The 15,437-nt window shown below is 45.2% G+C and carries 18 protein-coding genes and 3 rRNA genes; 10 read left to right on the top strand and 11 right to left on the bottom strand.

Going from position 1 to position 15,437, the window contains the following annotated elements; translation table 11 throughout:
* Positions 1-317 precede the first annotated feature (317 nt).
* The 4 genes from QUB61_RS19695 to sufB all read right to left on the bottom strand — a co-directional run bounded on the left by QUB61_RS19695 (position 318) and on the right by sufB (position 5,581).
* Positions 318-1,580 (bottom strand): SufS family cysteine desulfurase, encoded by a 1,263-nt coding sequence (locus QUB61_RS19695; protein WP_333131822.1) that lies wholly within the window; start codon positions 1,578-1,580, stop codon positions 318-320.
* 177 nt (positions 1,581-1,757) lie between these two features.
* Positions 1,758-3,122 carry a Fe-S cluster assembly protein SufD gene (gene sufD, locus QUB61_RS19690; protein WP_333131820.1) on the bottom strand — a complete coding sequence of 455 codons (1,365 nt, stop codon included), beginning with the start codon at positions 3,120-3,122 and terminating at the stop codon, positions 1,758-1,760.
* Positions 3,119-3,910, bottom strand: coding sequence for a Fe-S cluster assembly ATPase SufC (gene sufC / locus QUB61_RS19685; protein WP_333131818.1), 792 nt, complete (start codon positions 3,908-3,910; stop codon positions 3,119-3,121). The genes sufD and sufC overlap by 4 nt, the downstream gene beginning before the upstream one ends.
* Positions 3,911-4,141: 231 nt before the next feature.
* Positions 4,142-5,581 (bottom strand): Fe-S cluster assembly protein SufB, encoded by a 1,440-nt coding sequence (gene sufB, locus QUB61_RS19680; RefSeq protein WP_333131816.1) that lies wholly within the window; start codon positions 5,579-5,581, stop codon positions 4,142-4,144.
* Positions 5,582-5,767: 186 nt separating this feature from the next.
* Between sufB and sufR the strand changes: the two genes are divergently transcribed.
* The 9 genes from sufR (at position 5,768) to rrf (QUB61_RS19635) (ending at position 8,946) form a co-directional block, all read left to right on the top strand.
* Positions 5,768-6,472: an iron-sulfur cluster biosynthesis transcriptional regulator SufR gene (sufR, locus tag QUB61_RS19675; protein WP_333131814.1), complete on the top strand. Its 705-nt coding sequence runs from the start codon at positions 5,768-5,770 to the stop codon at positions 6,470-6,472.
* Positions 6,473-6,770: 298 nt separating this feature from the next.
* Entirely contained in the window at positions 6,771-7,178 is a 408-nt protein-coding gene (locus tag QUB61_RS19670; RefSeq protein WP_333131812.1) for a hypothetical protein, read from the top strand.
* 208 nt (positions 7,179-7,386) lie between these two features.
* A 5S ribosomal RNA gene (gene rrf, locus QUB61_RS19665) occupies positions 7,387-7,503 on the top strand.
* Positions 7,504-7,704: 201 nt separating this feature from the next.
* Entirely contained in the window at positions 7,705-7,899 is a 195-nt protein-coding gene (locus tag QUB61_RS19660) for a hypothetical protein (protein ID WP_333131810.1), read from the top strand.
* Complete coding sequence (locus QUB61_RS19655; protein WP_333131808.1) at positions 7,877-8,062, top strand: hypothetical protein; 186 nt, start codon at positions 7,877-7,879, stop codon at positions 8,060-8,062. Before QUB61_RS19660 ends, QUB61_RS19655 begins: the two co-directional genes overlap by 23 nt.
* Before the next feature lie 45 nt (positions 8,063-8,107).
* A 5S ribosomal RNA gene (gene rrf, locus QUB61_RS19650) occupies positions 8,108-8,224 on the top strand.
* 193 nt (positions 8,225-8,417) lie between these two features.
* Positions 8,418-8,621 carry a hypothetical protein gene (locus QUB61_RS19645; protein ID WP_333190078.1) on the top strand — a complete coding sequence of 68 codons (204 nt, stop codon included), beginning with the start codon at positions 8,418-8,420 and terminating at the stop codon, positions 8,619-8,621.
* A complete protein-coding gene (locus QUB61_RS19640) occupies positions 8,599-8,784 on the top strand; it encodes a hypothetical protein (RefSeq protein ID WP_333131805.1) in 186 nt (61 codons plus the stop codon). Before QUB61_RS19645 ends, QUB61_RS19640 begins: the two co-directional genes overlap by 23 nt.
* A 45-nt stretch (positions 8,785-8,829) precedes the next feature.
* Positions 8,830-8,946, top strand: a 5S ribosomal RNA gene (gene rrf, locus QUB61_RS19635).
* Positions 8,947-9,104: 158 nt separating this feature from the next.
* Here rrf (QUB61_RS19635) and QUB61_RS19630 read toward each other — a convergent pair.
* From QUB61_RS19630 to vapB, 7 genes are all read right to left on the bottom strand, one after another.
* Positions 9,105-10,967 (bottom strand): ATP-binding protein, encoded by a 1,863-nt coding sequence (locus QUB61_RS19630; RefSeq protein ID WP_333131803.1) that lies wholly within the window; start codon positions 10,965-10,967, stop codon positions 9,105-9,107.
* 392 nt (positions 10,968-11,359) lie between these two features.
* Positions 11,360-11,548 (bottom strand): hypothetical protein, encoded by a 189-nt coding sequence (locus QUB61_RS19625; RefSeq protein ID WP_333131801.1) that lies wholly within the window; start codon positions 11,546-11,548, stop codon positions 11,360-11,362.
* 177 nt (positions 11,549-11,725) lie between these two features.
* Complete coding sequence (locus QUB61_RS19620; protein WP_333131868.1) at positions 11,726-11,884, bottom strand: HNH endonuclease; 159 nt, start codon at positions 11,882-11,884, stop codon at positions 11,726-11,728.
* A 100-nt stretch (positions 11,885-11,984) separates the two neighbouring features.
* A complete protein-coding gene (locus QUB61_RS19615) occupies positions 11,985-12,188 on the bottom strand; it encodes a hypothetical protein (protein ID WP_333131799.1) in 204 nt (67 codons plus the stop codon).
* A gap of 30 nt (positions 12,189-12,218) precedes the next feature.
* Entirely contained in the window at positions 12,219-12,479 is a 261-nt protein-coding gene (locus QUB61_RS19610; RefSeq protein WP_333131797.1) for a hypothetical protein, read from the bottom strand.
* 418 nt (positions 12,480-12,897) lie between these two features.
* Positions 12,898-13,449, bottom strand: a complete 552-nt coding sequence (locus QUB61_RS19605) for a hypothetical protein (RefSeq protein WP_333131795.1) — start codon at positions 13,447-13,449, stop codon at positions 12,898-12,900.
* A 274-nt stretch (positions 13,450-13,723) separates the two neighbouring features.
* Positions 13,724-13,951 (bottom strand): type II toxin-antitoxin system VapB family antitoxin, encoded by a 228-nt coding sequence (gene vapB, locus QUB61_RS19600; RefSeq protein ID WP_333136816.1) that lies wholly within the window; start codon positions 13,949-13,951, stop codon positions 13,724-13,726.
* Positions 13,952-14,432: 481 nt separating this feature from the next.
* Between vapB and nadC the strand changes: the two genes are divergently transcribed.
* A complete protein-coding gene (gene nadC, locus QUB61_RS19595) occupies positions 14,433-15,296 on the top strand; it encodes a carboxylating nicotinate-nucleotide diphosphorylase (protein ID WP_333136814.1) in 864 nt (287 codons plus the stop codon).
* Positions 15,297-15,437: the final 141 nt, after the last annotated feature.

Raw genomic sequence — 15,437 nt, 5'->3', positions numbered from 1 at the left:
TCATCCGTGTTCATCTGCCGACATCTGCGGTTCAAAAAAAAGCCATTTCAATCACTAATTAAATTATCCCAATAATGCGAGGGTGTCGAATCAAAAGATTAAGGTGGCTGGTTATCAGTTTGTTCATCCTGAGATTAGGGAATTTTAATTAGGCTAATCTTTTTTTTAACCGCAGATGTAGGCGGATAGACGCTGATGAACGCGAATGAAGAAAGAGCGATATTGACAGATTTAGATTTTTTCTTCATCTGCGTTCATCCGTGTTCATCTGCCGACATCTGCGGTTCCCAAAAAAGCCCGTTCAATCACTAATTAACTTATCCCATAATCTCAGCAAAAAAGTCGATCGTCTCTTTCAACGCTTTCACAAACACATCAATCTCCTCGCGAGTATTGTAAAAATACAAACTCGCCCGCGCCGTAGATGAAACGTTCAAATAGCGGTGCAAAGCTTGCGTGCAGTGATGCCCCGAACGAATCGCGACTCCCTCCTGATCTAACATGGTAGACAAGTCTTGAGCGTGAATTTCTCCGGCTGTAAATGCCGCCAAAGCTGCCCTACCTTCGCCGTTGCTGTCTGGTTCTGGCCCGTAAATTTTGATCTCGGGAATTTGCCGCAATTGTTGGAACATATAAGCAGTCAATTCTGCTTCGTAAGCGTGAATCTTATCCATGCCAATGTTACTAAGATAATCGATTGCTGCACCGAGGGCGATCGCCTCGCCGATTGCAGGCGTGCCGGCCTCAAACTTGTGCGGCAAATCGGCATAGGTGGAATAATCGAGAAACACCTCAGCAATCATCTCGCCGCCGCCGAAAAACGGAGGCATTTCTCTCAGCAAGTCCAGTTTACCGTACAGAAAACCGATGCCAGTCGGAGCGCACATTTTGTGACCGGAAGCAACCAGCCAATCGCAATCTATTGCTTGCACATCTACTATCATGTGCGGCACGCTTTGGCAAGCATCTATTAAAACTTTCGCGCCGAAACTGTGGGCAATTTCGCAGATTTCTTTAACAGGACTAATGCAGCCTAAAGTATTAGAAACGTGAACGGTTGACACCAATTTAGTTTTATGGGAAATCAGCGTTTTAAACTGTTCCACATCAAACTCGTTAGTTTCCGTTAACTCGACAAACTTCAGCACCGCACCGGTTCTTTGAGCCATCATTTGCCACGGAACGAGATTGCTGTGGTGTTCCATCACCGACAGGATAATTTCATCTCCGGCTTGCAGATTGCTCAAGCCCCAAGAATAAGCAACCAAATTAATCGCTTCGGTGGCGTTGCGAGTGTAAACAATTTCTTGCCGCGACGCGGCATTTATAAACGCCGCAACTTTGTCTCTAGCACCTTCGTAAGCATCAGTCGCTTTGGCGCTGAGAGTGTGAGCGCCGCGGTGCACGTTTGCATTGTATTGTCCGTAGTAATCACGCCAAGCGTTGAGCACAGCTAGGGGTTTTTGAGAAGTAGCTGCATTGTCTAGATAAATTAGCGGTTTGCCGTTGACTTTTTGAGTCAAAATAGGGAAGTCGCCACGAACTTTTGATGCAAGTGTTTTTTCTTGAATAAGTGTCATAAATTTCAGAAGTTAGTATGGTTGCTGATTCTGGGCGGGCTATTCGCCCACCCCACAAGAATATTTATTGTTGTGGAACAGGCTTCGACGCTGTTGCTGATTCTGGGCGGGCTATTCGCCCACCCCACAAGAATATTTATTGTTGTGGAACAGGCTTCGACGCTGTGGCTGATTATTTTATCCTTGGATAGCCACGCAGGTAGAAAGCATTTTCGCCACGCCAATTATTGGCAACTGATTGAGAATTTCGGCTGCAAAAGCATCGATTAACAAATAGCGACTTCTTTCTAAATCCAAACCGCGACTTTGCAAGTAGAAAAGTTCATCATCTTCTAATTGACTGACAGTTGCACCGTGGGAACATTTAACGTTGTCGGCGACAATTTCCAACTGCGGTTTAGTGTCTACGCGAGCTCTCGGCGACAGCAACAAATTCCGGCTCAATTGTCCGGCATCTGTCAATTGTGCGGCCTTGCGAACGAAAACTTTGCCGTTAAATACAGCGCGGGCTTTGTTGCCGACAATGCACTTGTGCAATTGGCGGCTTGTACCGTGAGGGTGATTAAAATCGATTAAACTGTGAGTGTCCGCCAACTGTTCCCCAAAGGCTACGCTTAAGCCGTTTAAAGTTGTTTCAGTGGCTTCGCCGCGCTGAAATACTTCTAAATTGTGCCGCGATATTTTGCCTCCCAAGCTGATAGCATGGCAAGTGTAACGGCTATTACGAGATTGTTCGATCGCACTTTTGCCGATATGAACAACCTCTCCACCTTCCCGCTGAAGCCGAACGTGATTCACAGTGGCGTTTTCGCCGACAATAACATCCGTTACAGCATTCGTAAATGCAGGGACATTACCGATAGTTGCGTAATCCTCAATCAGCGTGACATTGCTTCCAGGCTCAGCTATGACTAAGCAGTGCGGCTGGCACATCGTGCCAGATGCATCAGGCGCTGTCAGGAACAGCAAGTGAATCGGAAGGTCGATCGACTTATTGGCCGGCACGAACACCACCGCAGAATCCGCCAAACCCGCAGTATTCAGCGCGGTAAACACCTCGGTTTGCTGTCTGTGCTTGCTCAAAACATCGCTGATGCGCCCTTGATATTTTTCGGGTACATTGGATAGATTACCTGCGTAAAAGTCGATCCTCTTCGAGGGCTCCGCTAACGGCAAATTCGGCAAAACCAACGACTCCACCGTTGACAAATCCGGCGCATAAAAACCGTTGACAAATACCAATCTTAATGGTAAATCATCCCGATTTTTCACGGGCATAATGATATCAGCCAGCTTAACTTGTGACTGATTGCTCTGGGGTATATGAAAAGGAATTTGCAACACCGGCGACAAATCAGTAAAGCGCCATTCTTCATCCTTCACCGTCGGAAAACTCGAAGAAAGCACGTATTCCCTCGCCGCATCCCGCAAATCCTGCAACCCGTAAGCAGAACTTTCCTTATTAGCTGCGCCCAACTTGCCGCACTGATTCACCAAATCAGTCAAAAACATTTCCCTAATAGCAACTTGCGTATTCATCATCGCGCGCCTACTCCTGCTGCTTCCTCTTCCCCAACCCAGTCATAACCGCGCTCTTCCAATTCCAGCGCCAACTCTTTCGGGCCTGTCGCAATAATTCGGCCGCCTTCCATGACGTGAATAAAATCAGGAATAATGTAATTCAGCAACCGCTGATAGTGAGTAATCACCAACATCGAATTTTCAGCATTTGACAACTGATTCACACCGCCGGCGACAATCTTGAGAGCATCGATATCCAAACCCGAATCTGTTTCGTCCAAAATAGCTAACTTGGGTTCCAACAGCGCCATTTGTAAAATTTCATTCCGCTTTTTCTCGCCACCGGAAAAACCCTCATTAACGCTGCGGTCTAAAAAAGAATCATTCATCTTGACAATATCCAGCTTTTCCTCGATTAAATCTTGGAAATCAAAAGCATCCAATTCTTCCAAGCCGCGATGTTTGCGGTGAGAATTGTAAGCCACGCGCAAGAAATCCAGATTGCTAACGCCGGGAATTTCTAAAGGATATTGGAAAGCTAGGAACACGCCAGCTAAAGAGCGTTCTTCCGGCGCTAATGCCAGCAAATTTTGACCCAAAAAAGTAACTTCTCCGCCCGTTACTGTATAAGCAGGATGGCCGGCTAATATCTTGGATAAAGTGCTTTTCCCCGAGCCGTTGGGACCCATAATCGCGTGAATTTCACCCGATTTAATTTCCAGATTCAAACCCTTCAGGATTTGGGTATCTTCCACATTTGCCGTTAAATCGCGGACGGATAGCACCACTTGACTATTTTCTACAATCATCTATTTTTGTCCTTTTCCTCAATGCACTTTACAGTTTTTTCTTCTCGTTCCTAGGCTCTGCCTAGGAATGCGTGTCGCGAGGCTCTGCCTCGTTGGAAACGGGAGAGAGAAATGTGAGGCAGAGCCTCGCTTATATGCGTTACCAGGCTCTGCCTGGTAACGAGGGTTTCTCGCCCGCCCAAATATTTTCTTCCTTCTTCCTTCTTCCTTCTTCCTTCTTCCTTCTTCCTTCTACCCGACACTTCCTTCCAGCTTCAGACTCAACAGCTTATCAGCTTCCGCCGCAAATTCCATCGGTAACTGATTGAAAACATCTTTACAGAAACCGCTAATCATCATCGAAATAGCATTTTCTGCGGAAATTCCCCGCTGTGCGAAGAAGAACAATTGCTCTTCCCCAATCTTAGAAGTAGAAGCTTCGTGTTCCACTTTAGCAGTATGGTTCTGCACTTGAATATAAGGGAAAGTATTCGCTTGAGCGTTATCCCCTATCAGCATGGAATCGCACTGAGAGTAATTGCGAGAGCCTTTAGCATTCGGCCCCATTTTTACCAAACCGCGATAGCTGTTGGATGAATTACCCGCCGATATTCCCTTAGAGATAATCGTGCTGCGAGTATTTCTACCAATGTGGATCATCTTGGTGCCGGTGTCAGCTTGCTGTTTGTTATTTGTCAGCGCTACCGAGTAGAATTCGCCCACCGAGTTGTCGCCGACTAACACGCAACTGGGATATTTCCAAGTAATCGCGGAACCGGTTTCTACTTGTGTCCAAGAAATCTTAGAATTGACTCCTTGACACAAACCCCGTTTCGTCACGAAGTTGTAAATACCGCCTTTGCCGTTGGCGTCGCCGGCGTACCAGTTTTGCACTGTGGAGTATTTGATGTCGGCATTGTCCATTGTTACCAATTCCACGACGGCGGCGTGCAGTTGATTGGTGTCAAACATCGGCGCGGTGCAGCCTTCTAGGTAAGACACTGAGCTGTTTTCTTCTGCAACAATTAGTGTGCGCTCGAACTGGCCGGAATCTCCGTTGTTGATACGGAAATAGGTTGACAGTTCCATCGGGCATTTTACGCCTTTGGGAATGTAAACAAAAGAACCGTCGCTGAATACGGCTGAGTTGAGGGCTGCGAAAAAGTTGTCGCCGACTGGTACGACGCTGCCAAGATATTTTTCTATTAGTTCGGGATAATCTTTGACGGCTTCTGAGATGGAACAGAAAATAACGCCATCTTTGGCTAACTTTTCTCTAAATGTTGTGGCAATTGAAACGCTGTCGAAAACGGCATCGACGGCGACATTTCCCAGCCGTTTTTGTTCGGAAAGGGGAATGCCGAGTTTCTCGAAGGTTTCGAGCAGTGTCGGGTCTACTTCGTCCAAACTGTTGAGCTTTTTGGGCTTTTGTTTGGGGGCGGAGTAGTAGATAATTTGTTGGTAGTCGATCGCGGGATAGTTGACGTGAGGCCAGGTGGGCTCGGTCATTGTCAGCCACTTGCGGTATGCTTTGAGGCGGAATTTCAGCATGAATTCCGGTTCGTTTTTCTTGGCGGAAATCAGGCGGACTACATCTTCGCTTAAGCCGCGGGCGATGGTGTCTGATTCGATGTCGGTGACGAAACCGTATTTGTAGGGCTGGTTGACTAGGGTTGTGACTGTAGAGCTCATTATTTTGCGCTTTCGAGTGTTCTGGATAAGTCTCTCAAAGATGGCAGACGCCCAACTGTCGGGGGCCCGGCGAGTTCTGGGGGCTGCTGCAAGGAAGTTAAACAACGGGTTTGTTGCTTTAGTATATTTTAAGCTACATTAACAACAGTGATATTGTCAAAGTGCAATAAATATTTTTTTGTGAAGATGATGGAGACTACTCAGCAGACTTCCACGAAACAAGACATCCTGCAATTTTTGCTCAAGGGGGGTCAGGGGACGGCTCTTGAGTTGGCGGAGTCTTTGGATATCAGCCCCCAGGCGATTCGCCGTCACTTGAAGGATTTGGAAGCGGAGGGGCTGATTCAGTATCAGTCGGTTCAGGCTGGTATGGGGCGTCCTCAGCACATTTATGAGCTTACCAGTCAGGGGCGCGATCGATTCCCGAATCGTTACCGCGATTTTGCTGTCTCTTTCCTGGATACGTTGGCGGAAACCGTCGGCCGCGAGCAAGTGATAACTATCTTGCGAAAACAGTGGCAGCGCAAGGCGACGGAGTATCGGCGGCTGGTGGGTGCGGGTTCGCTGCAAGAGAGGGTGACTAAGTTAATGGAACTCCGCAGGGCTGAAGGTTATATGGCTGAGTGTTATCCTGTAGAATCTGTAGAGGTTGGGATCGGCGATCGCGCCCTTAAGGGCGATCGATTTGTGTTGATGGAACACAACTGCGCGATTTCTAATGTTGCTGAAACTTTTCCGAGTGTGTGTGGCAATGAGTTGGAAATGTTTGCGGGGGTGTTGCCGGATTGTATTGTGGAGCGGACTCACTGGATTATTAATGGGGAACACCGCTGCGGTTATTTGATTGCAAGAAGGAAGGAAGAAGGAAGAAGGAAGAAGGAAGAAGGATGAGGGAAGTTCGGCAACGGATTCGCAAGGGCGGATGTAACGGATGTAACGGATGTCAGGAAGAAGGAAGAAGGATGAGGGAAGGCACTACACGGATTTTGACACGGATACACGGATGGGTGTTTTTACTAATTACTAATTACCGACAGCACTACAGGGATTTTGACACGGATACACGGATGGGTGTTTTTTGCTTTTACCGATTACCAACAGCACGATACGGATTTTGACACGGATACACGGATAGATGTTTTTACCGATTACCAATAACAAATAAACAAATAACAAGTAACTAATAACTATGGAACCGCTAGCAGATTTTTTAAAGCCGGAAGAGTGTGCGGAAGTTGATATGGCGCTGCTGTCGTCGAAGGAAAAGTTTTCGGCGCGGGTGGCAATATATGCTTTGAGGGTGCTCAAGCAAATTGCTGGGGAGACTGGGAAGCCGGTGGCTGAGGTGACTAATGGGCAGGTGATGGATTGGATTAAGAATGATGAGAGTATTAAAGGGTCGATCGAACTTGATGCGAGTTTTGAAAACTTTTTTACGAATTTGGTGGTGGCGTCTTTGCGGCCTTTGAGGCAAATTGCGACAGAAGCCGAGATCGGGATCGAACAATTAACAGTTAAGCAGGTCGTGGCGTGGTTTGTGAAGGACGGGAAGATTCGCACAGAACAGGGAACCGAGGCGGCGTTTTTAGATTTGTGAGTTAAAGCTCGATCTGCCCCACGGGCAAATAATACGTCAAACTCGGCTATTGGGGGCGGTTTCGGGCGATCGAAAAAAAGTTTTGACTTTGGGGTTGACAGACCGGGGAAAACTTGATAAGGTAATTAAGTCGAGCGAAAGAGATGCAGCGCATCAAGCTTAGCATTAAGCAGAACGCAGACACAGGATTAAAAGTTTTCAAAGCTTTCCTGGTGCTTATGATGTAATGGAACCACTCCGATCCATCCCGAACTCGGTTGTTAAACGTTGCTATGGCGAAGATACTCGGCGGGTCACTGCCCGGTAAAATAGCTCAGTGCCAGGTTAATAATAAATTAAAGCTCTTTTCCCGCAACAACGGAAAAGGGCTTTAGTTTTTTGGTGAGTTATTAGTCATCTACACAAAAGCTGGTCTAGGGCCCTCCGGATGCCTAACCCGTACTCCCCACAAGAATTGTTGGAGAGGTCTTTGGTGCGAGTTTTGTAGAAATCTCAATGTTCTGGACCAGCAGCAGATTTTGGGTCGATGGAACTTGATGCGAGTTTTGAAAAGTTTTTTACGAATAGGGTGGTGGCGTCTTTGCGGCATGAGAGGCAAATGGCGGCAGAAGCCGAAAGGGCGATCGAACAATTAACAGTTAAGCAGGTTGTGGCTTGGTTTGTGAAGGACGGGAAGATTCCCAGAAAACAAGGTGTGGATGCGACTTTTTTGGATTTGTGACTTAAAGGTCGATCGGCCCCACTGGCAAATAATACGTCAAACTCGGCTATTGGGGGCGGTTTCGGGCGAACAAAAAAAAGTTTTGACTTTGGGGTTGACAGACAAAGGAAAACTTGATAAGGTAATTAAGTCGAGCGAAACAGATGCAGCGCATCAAGCTTAGAATTAAGCAGAACGCAGACACAGGATTAAAAGTTTGAAAAGCTTTCCTGGTGCTTATGATGTAATGGAACCACTCCGATCCATCCCGAACTCGGTTGTTAAACGTTGCTATGGCGAAGATACTCGGCGGGTCACTGCCCGGTAAAATAGCTCAGTGCCAGGTTAATAATAAATTAAAGCTCTTTTCCCGCAACAACGGAAAAGGGCTTTAGTTTTTTGGGGAGTTATTAGTCATCTACACAAAAGCTCGTCTACGGCCGGCAGGATGCCTAACCGCTACTCCCCACAAGAATTTTTGGAGAGGTCTTTGGTGCGAGTTTTGTAGAAATCTCAATATTCTGGGCCAGCAGAAGATTTTGGGTCGCTCGAACTTGATGCGAGGAAAGGAAAACTTTTTTACGAATAGGGTGGTGGCGTCTTTGCGACATGAGAGGCAAATTGCGGCAGAAGCCGAGAGGGCGATCGAACAATTAACAGTTAAGCAGGTTGTGGCGTGGTTTGTGAAGGACGGGAAGATTCCCAGAAAACAAGGTGTGGATGCGACTTTTTTGGATTTGTGACTTAAAGGTCGATCGGCAACACTGGCAAATAATACGTCAAACTCGGCTATTGGGGGGGGTTTCGGGCGATCGAAAAAAAGTTTTGACTCTGGGGTTGACAGACAAAGGAAAACTTGATACAGTAATTAAGTCGAGCGAAACAGATGCAGCGCATCAAGCTTAGCATTAAGCAGAACGCAGACACAGGATTAAAAGTTTGAAAAGCTTTCCTGGTGCTTATGATGTAATGGAACCACTCCGATCCATCCCGAACTCGGTTGTTAAACGTTGCTATGGCGAAGATACTCGGCGGGTCACTGCCCGGTAAAATAGCTCAGTGCCAGGTTAATAATAAATTAAAGCTCTTTTCCCGCAACAACGGAAAAGGGCTTTAGTTTTTTGGGAACTTAGGCGAAAAGAGAAAGTGAATATTACAACTAAAACCTCATAGCATATAACCTCAAAAGCCTAATAGCAAACCTTTCGGCAGTGGGGCGCATTTTGTTAGACAGCATCACGGATTTGCTGCTTGACAAGGATTTGAATCACAAACTCGGTTCCCTTACCAGGTATTGAGAAGCAATCTAATTTACTGCGATGTTTCTGCGTGACAATCTGATAGCTAATCGGTAGCCCCATGCCCGTTCCCTTACCGACAGACTTTGTGGTGAAGAATGGATCGAAGAGGCGTTTCTGAACAGATTCAGGTATTCCCATTCCGTTATCAGAAATTGCAATTTTTACCCACTTTGAATCAATCATGGCAGTCCGAATTGTAATCAGGTTTGGATTTTCCTTGAGTTCCTGATAGGTTCGTTTGACGTTGGCTTCTTCCAGGGCATCAATGGCATTTGCCAGGATGTTCATAAACACCTGATTGATTTGACCTGGATAGCATTCTATTAGCGGTAGATTACTATAATCACGAATTACTTGAATCCCTAAACGCTCTGCTTTATCTTTCAAGCGATGTTGCAAAATCAACAAGGTACTATCAATGCCCTCATGAATATCAACGGCTTTGAAGTCAGCTTCATCCATTCGTGAAAAGTTGCGGAGTGACAATACAATCTGGCGAATGCGCTCCGTGCCGACTTTCATGGAGTCGATGACTTTAGGTAGATCGGCTTGGATAAACTCCATATCAATCTCTTGGGCCTCAGCTTGGATTTCCGGGGCTGGGTCGGGATAGTGATTCTGGTAGAGTTGCACCAAACCTAATAAATTGTGGGCGTATTCCTGCACATGACTCAAGTTGCCGTGAATGAAGTTGACTGGATTGTTGATTTCGTGTGCCACCCCTGCCACCATTTGCCCCAAAGCAGACATCTTTTCGCTTTGCACCATTTGAACATGAGTGTGTTGCAGTTCCTCTAAGAGTTGTTGCAACTGCGTATTTTTGTCGCTGAGTTCTTGGGTTCTTTCCTCAACTTTAGATTCAAGGGTTTGGCTGTAGTTTTCGAGTTCTTCGTTGGCTGTTTTCTGTTGCTGTAACAGTTGTTGAACAGCGCGAATTAATTGGTTAAAGGCATTGGCAAGCATTCCAATTTCATCATCTTGCTCAATAGTCGCTTGTAACTCAAAATTATATTCTTCAGCAGTTCGTCTGGCAACGCTGGTCAGAGATTGAATGGGTTGGGCAATTGCTCGGCTGGTCAAAACGGCTAAAAAAATGGCGATCGCAACAGACAATCCGATACTTGCAACTACCACATTCTCAGCAACTTCACTAGCCTCTTGATATGACCTTCTTGCTACCTCAAGTTCTTGGTAAGCTTGGTCAATTAAACCCACCAAATCATCGGAGATGCCATCGAATTCAAGCGCAAAATCGCTGTTGGTAAATTCCAACATCAGCGCTTGGGCTTGCTCAACATCAGTGGGTGACGCAAGATCCAGACTACGAATTCGTTCAACTCGGCGTTCTAATTCCTGTGAGTAGAGTTGTGGTATACCCTCATAGGTTTGGAACAAGTCTGTAATCGTTGCTTGACGCACACCAGCTTGTAGGGTCGGAGACTTTGCCACAAATGCCTTAAGTTCAGCCCAAATTTCTTGAATTTCCCTTTCATGCTTCAGCAGGTGAGCATATTCAGCCTCAAATTTTTCAGGGTATGGCGCTAAAGGAATGAGTTGTTGCTGGTGGGTTCGGGCTTGGAGAACACGAGATTGCAAGCGATGCAGAAGTTCCACTTCGTTACGCGCGTGTTTTTCTCGCTCTTGAGTCTGTTGTTGATAACGATCGCCAACTCCAAACCCAGCAATTGTTCCACACACAGCAATGCTGAGAGCAAGGGTGTATCCCAAACCGATCTTTTGCCCAACTCTGAGACTGGATAACCGTTTTCCCACACTCTGGCGCACCATATAACCTTCTCTAGCCCTACAGGAGATTTGCTTGACCGAGTGCACCCTATTTGCTCATTTTAAGCCCTTAAGTTTGAAAACGGAAAACTCCTATGTTTACGATAGGTTTTCCCTTACAGGGTTTACGTCTTGAATTTACGCTTTTCTAAAGGCTCTACCTAAATCGTGCAGAACCCCTAAGTAGTTTGCCACCCCGCCACTTCCAAAGTTACCCGCAAACGCCGAACATCTTTTTTGCATTCTCAATTAGCACAACTATCAGAATTCCACCCGATCGAATTTCGTGCAAACTTCCCGTCAGCGCTAGTTGCCCACCGTCAAGTCTCCGCCTGCTCTGGAGTTAGATGAACTGCTATACCTTTTACTGTAGCTTAAATTCGCTATCCGGTTCATTAGTCCTTCCTTACTTCCAAGCGATCGACCTCCTCGAACCCTTTTGCCCAAGCTTTAGCAATATCGTCTGGGAGTTTGGGTTCAGCTATTCTATTTTGGTGCTTGTGCATCACAAAGTCGATGTAGTGGCTCACTTCTGGCAAAAATGATTCTGGAAGTTGCTGCAATAAGGGCGATCGTAATATCACGAATAGTCATAATAATGCCTCTTTCAGTCGTCTTTATTTTAATCGGGGGTTAAATGTTTGACAGGCAAAAGGGAACTTTTGACCCCCGCTACAACATGATTGTTAAACATCCGACTCGAAACAATCCGTACTGTGTTGGTCAAGAACACTTAACGTACTTGTTTCTCGCGATAAATATCAAAACCTATGAATATCGATTTTTAGTTCACCGTTATGATACTTGGTATGGCATGAAGCACAAAGTGTCATCATATTTTGCATTGCGGCGGAACCTCCTTCACTATACGGAATCAGGTGATGACCGTTAGCTTTAGGGTTGACTTCCCAACACACCATACATTGATAAGACTCTAACTTCTTAACTTCCTTCTGCGCTTTTCGGTGTTCGTATGGTCTCTTTTGTCCCATAAAAATATTACTCCCCAAATAAACTGCTTTAATCATCCTGTCCTTCAAGTTGATTTTGAGATGGGGAAGAAGGTAACTTGCCCTGCTCATATTCAACAACTGTAGATCTGGCATCGGGTGCAATCTTCCTTTTAGCTTGTCTGATAGCGTCGCTAAGTTGCTCTTGCTCTTCAGGAGTCAAGTTGTCAATTTTTGCGTTTATAGCACGATTTCTGTCCGATTTTTTCGCCATACATAACAACCTGTATTTTCAATTCCTTGCTCAGTCAGTAATTACTCTAACATCTCCGCTTTCCGTGCTAAATATTGACTCTATCTCACCCTCGCCAAACGCAACTGTTAACGGCGAATTTCTACTGAGTCTCGGTTTTTTTTCTTCGTCTAGTGTTACGGAATAAACACAAACTTCCCCACTCTGTTGTTTAACGGCGATAAAGTAACTCGACTTATCTGACCAGACGTTGATGACTTGATCTCCTTCTTTCAGGATTTTGACAGTCATCTTTTTGAGTTCTATTGCCACAATTACTGCTCCTTGTTGTATTGCTTAAAAACAGTCATCAGTCGCACTTAAAGTATTTTTCAAAGTGTAACACCTGACCCGGGTTATTAAGACAAATATTGTTACTGAATTATTGCAACTGTAGTTTGATAATTTTGCCAGCTTTTCCTTTGTATAAATATTATAGTCTCCGCTGCTGTTCAAGCACATCAGCCACCGAAAGTAAGAAGATTATGTTATTAGATATAATATATTTGGGGCGCAAATATCTCTTAACACCAAAACAAACCCATCCATCCCACTAAAGCACCAATACCCAACGTTGTCAAGAGGATACCCGCCGCAGCTATCAAAGAACAGGCATATGATATTTCAGATTGCTCCTATCAAATCACTAAGACCCCATATTGTCAATAGGATATCGGCTGTATCTGAATTGTTAGACTGCTGAATCTAAGCCATATTGTAATAACATTTTTCCATAATCATTTAATTCATAAAGAGCGCCTCCAGAAGAAGGTTCACCCAAAATTCCACAATCCATACCAGCCCAATTAAGTAGTCCAGCACTTTGAAGACTCGCAGCAATATGCGGATTGCTCTGAATACCAGATGTAAAGCTAGTCAGGTAATTTAAGTCAGACATATTATATACACGATTGACTCTGCGCACTAATTCCCTAAGGTTCTCATCGGATATATTTCCGAGGCTACAGTGCTCGAGTAATCGAGCTATAATTAATGGTTTTTCAACGCTGTTTTCCCGGTCAATTAGTAGTAATAAAGTTTCTCCAACTACAGCCTTTTGCTTGGGATTTTGATTCATCCATTCAACGAATTCTCGACGTTCTTCAGAGGATAGATTGGATAGCTCTTCCCAGAATTTTTTAATTTTATTGGTAATTAGCTGCTGCTTGATTGCCCCAGGAATTTTGCGTAAACTATCCAAGGTGTTAACAAATGGGATATCACGCAATAAGCTGTTGTGCATTTAAATTGTATATTTCGAGTCCCGATCAAAAATCGTCAAATCCTCTCCCCCTCTCCCCTTCACCCCCTCTCCCTCTCTAATACCATAGGCAATCTAGATGCAACACAGCTTACACCTTCCTTTACAATAGAATCCAATACCAATTCGGCGAAATCACGCTGTATGGAACGAAGGTGTTCACTGTCCAGGAGATTGACGATCTCCATAAATTTTTTTGTGTTCATTTGTTGTCTCTTTTTGAAATTGACCGTCTCACTAATAACCTTAAAGTAATCTAATGCTCAGCATCCACATATTTCTTCATATTCTCAAGCGGCTCCTCAAAATCATCAGACATCCAGATTTTACCTTTCCAAATTCCAAGTCCCCCTCGCTTTGTCGGCTTTTCTTGAGTTGAGTTTTTAGCCTGCTTTTCGATCAAAAACTCAATATAATGAAGCACTTCTGTCTGAAGAAACTCAGGGAGTTCTGCTAATTTTTCTAAAATGACTGGCTGTATCATGGTTTCTTGCCGCGATCGTAACCCATCTACTCCATTAAAGCACCCACACCCAAAGTCAGCAACAGAATTCCCGATTATTTAGATTCCTGGACGCACTCCGACTCCTCGAAACCGGGTTTTTTTACGAAAAGACGCGTTCGGGCCCACAGATTCGCTAAAAAACCCGGTTTCTGGACCTCCATGCGTAAGCCCTAATGTAGTAGAATCGCCCCCGCAACCAAAATCCCGTGAAGCGAAGCTATCCCGAAGGGAATCGTCCCCGATCGCACTGACACCATCCTTATTTTGCAACTTGCCTAAAATTACCCGATCGACTATCGTTCCTAATAGATATCATCCCAAATCTGGCTTATGACATACGCATAAATACCAAAGAAACCGGGTTTTTTACCAGCGTTAAAGGCTCAACTCCAGTGTTTTCGTAAAAAACCCGGTTTCTGCGTCCCACCGCCCTAAACTTGATATAACAACCAACAAAAACATGACAGCAATATTACCGCCTTGGATAATTTTAGACTCCCTATTGCACAACTGGCTACTAGAAGATATCGGTAGGGGCGATCGCACAACATCGGCCTTATTTCCCGCAAACAGCATCCAGGGTACAGCTAAATGGATTGTCAAAGAAGCTGGAGTCATTGCCGGATTGCCAATTGCCGATCGCACATTTAAACTTTTAGACAGCAGCCTCAGTTTCATCCCCCAAGTACCAGAAGGGAAACTGTGCGAAAAAGGAGAAGTAATCGCCGAAATTTCCGGCAATTTCGATGCGCTGCTAACGGGAGAAAGAGTAGCATTAAACTTGGCAATGCGTTTGAGCGGCATCGCTACATTAACTCAGAAATATGTTGACAAAATTGCCGATTTGCCCGTGCAATTAGTGGATACGCGCAAGACAACGCCCGGATTGAGATTGTTGGAAAAATACGCAACTCAAGTCGGCGGTGCTTGCAATCACCGGATGGGATTAGATGACGCCGTGATGATTAAAGACAATCACATTGCCGCGGCTGGGGGAATTGCAGAGGCGATCGCCCTAATTCGCAATTCTATCCCCTATCCGCTGACAATCGAAGTCGAAACCGAAACTCTCGCCGAAGTAGAAACAGCTTTGCAGCACAAAGCCGATATTATCATGTTAGATAATATGTCCTTTGATTTGATGCGGCAGGCAGTGGCAATAATTCGCCAAAAGAGCGATCGGGTAAAAATTGAAGCTTCCGGCAATGTTACTTTAGAAACAATTAGAAGTGTAGCGGAAACCGGAGTTGACTATATTTCTACCAGTGCTCCGATTACGCGATCGACTTGGCTGGATTTGAGCATGAAAATTCAGAATCATTAGTCATTAGTCAGCAGTCATTAGTCATTAGTCAGCAGTCATTAGTGAGAGAAAGTATGGCCCATACCCATTTGTGACAAGTTAAGAAAAAGTGCAAATTGTCAAGGGGGTAGACAAAAAAAGGTAAAATAGGATGAAACCTTT

The organism is Microcoleus sp. C2D2, from assembly GCF_036702495.1.
In the GTDB taxonomy this organism is placed as follows: domain Bacteria; phylum Cyanobacteriota; class Cyanobacteriia; order Cyanobacteriales; family Microcoleaceae; genus Microcoleus.
This window is presented reverse-complemented; position numbering and strand designations above follow the sequence as displayed.

What these genes read in the sequence shown, in the direction of transcription:
- QUB61_RS19660 (WP_333131810.1), top strand. Translation starts at nt 7,705, where the DNA reads ATGGAACTTGATGCGAGTTTTGAAAAGTTTTTTACGAATAGGGTGGTG.
- QUB61_RS19630 (WP_333131803.1), bottom strand. Translation starts at nt 10,967, where the DNA reads ATGGTGCGCCAGAGTGTGGGAAAACGGTTATCCAGTCTCAGAGTTGGG.
- QUB61_RS19605 (WP_333131795.1), bottom strand. Translation starts at nt 13,449, where the DNA reads ATGCACAACAGCTTATTGCGTGATATCCCATTTGTTAACACCTTGGAT.
- sufR (WP_333131814.1), top strand. Translation starts at nt 5,768, where the DNA reads ATGATGGAGACTACTCAGCAGACTTCCACGAAACAAGACATCCTGCAA.
- QUB61_RS19695 (WP_333131822.1), bottom strand. Translation starts at nt 1,580, where the DNA reads ATGACACTTATTCAAGAAAAAACACTTGCATCAAAAGTTCGTGGCGAC.
- QUB61_RS19620 (WP_333131868.1), bottom strand. Translation starts at nt 11,884, where the DNA reads ATGGTGTGTTGGGAAGTCAACCCTAAAGCTAACGGTCATCACCTGATT.
- sufB (WP_333131816.1), bottom strand. Translation starts at nt 5,581, where the DNA reads ATGAGCTCTACAGTCACAACCCTAGTCAACCAGCCCTACAAATACGGT.
- QUB61_RS19655 (WP_333131808.1), top strand. Translation starts at nt 7,877, where the DNA reads ATGCGACTTTTTTGGATTTGTGACTTAAAGGTCGATCGGCCCCACTGG.
- nadC (WP_333136814.1), top strand. Translation starts at nt 14,433, where the DNA reads ATGACAGCAATATTACCGCCTTGGATAATTTTAGACTCCCTATTGCAC.
- QUB61_RS19670 (WP_333131812.1), top strand. Translation starts at nt 6,771, where the DNA reads ATGGAACCGCTAGCAGATTTTTTAAAGCCGGAAGAGTGTGCGGAAGTT.
- vapB (WP_333136816.1), bottom strand. Translation starts at nt 13,951, where the DNA reads ATGATACAGCCAGTCATTTTAGAAAAATTAGCAGAACTCCCTGAGTTT.
- sufD (WP_333131820.1), bottom strand. Translation starts at nt 3,122, where the DNA reads ATGATGAATACGCAAGTTGCTATTAGGGAAATGTTTTTGACTGATTTG.
- QUB61_RS19615 (WP_333131799.1), bottom strand. Translation starts at nt 12,188, where the DNA reads ATGGCGAAAAAATCGGACAGAAATCGTGCTATAAACGCAAAAATTGAC.
- sufC (WP_333131818.1), bottom strand. Translation starts at nt 3,910, where the DNA reads ATGATTGTAGAAAATAGTCAAGTGGTGCTATCCGTCCGCGATTTAACG.
- QUB61_RS19640 (WP_333131805.1), top strand. Translation starts at nt 8,599, where the DNA reads ATGCGACTTTTTTGGATTTGTGACTTAAAGGTCGATCGGCAACACTGG.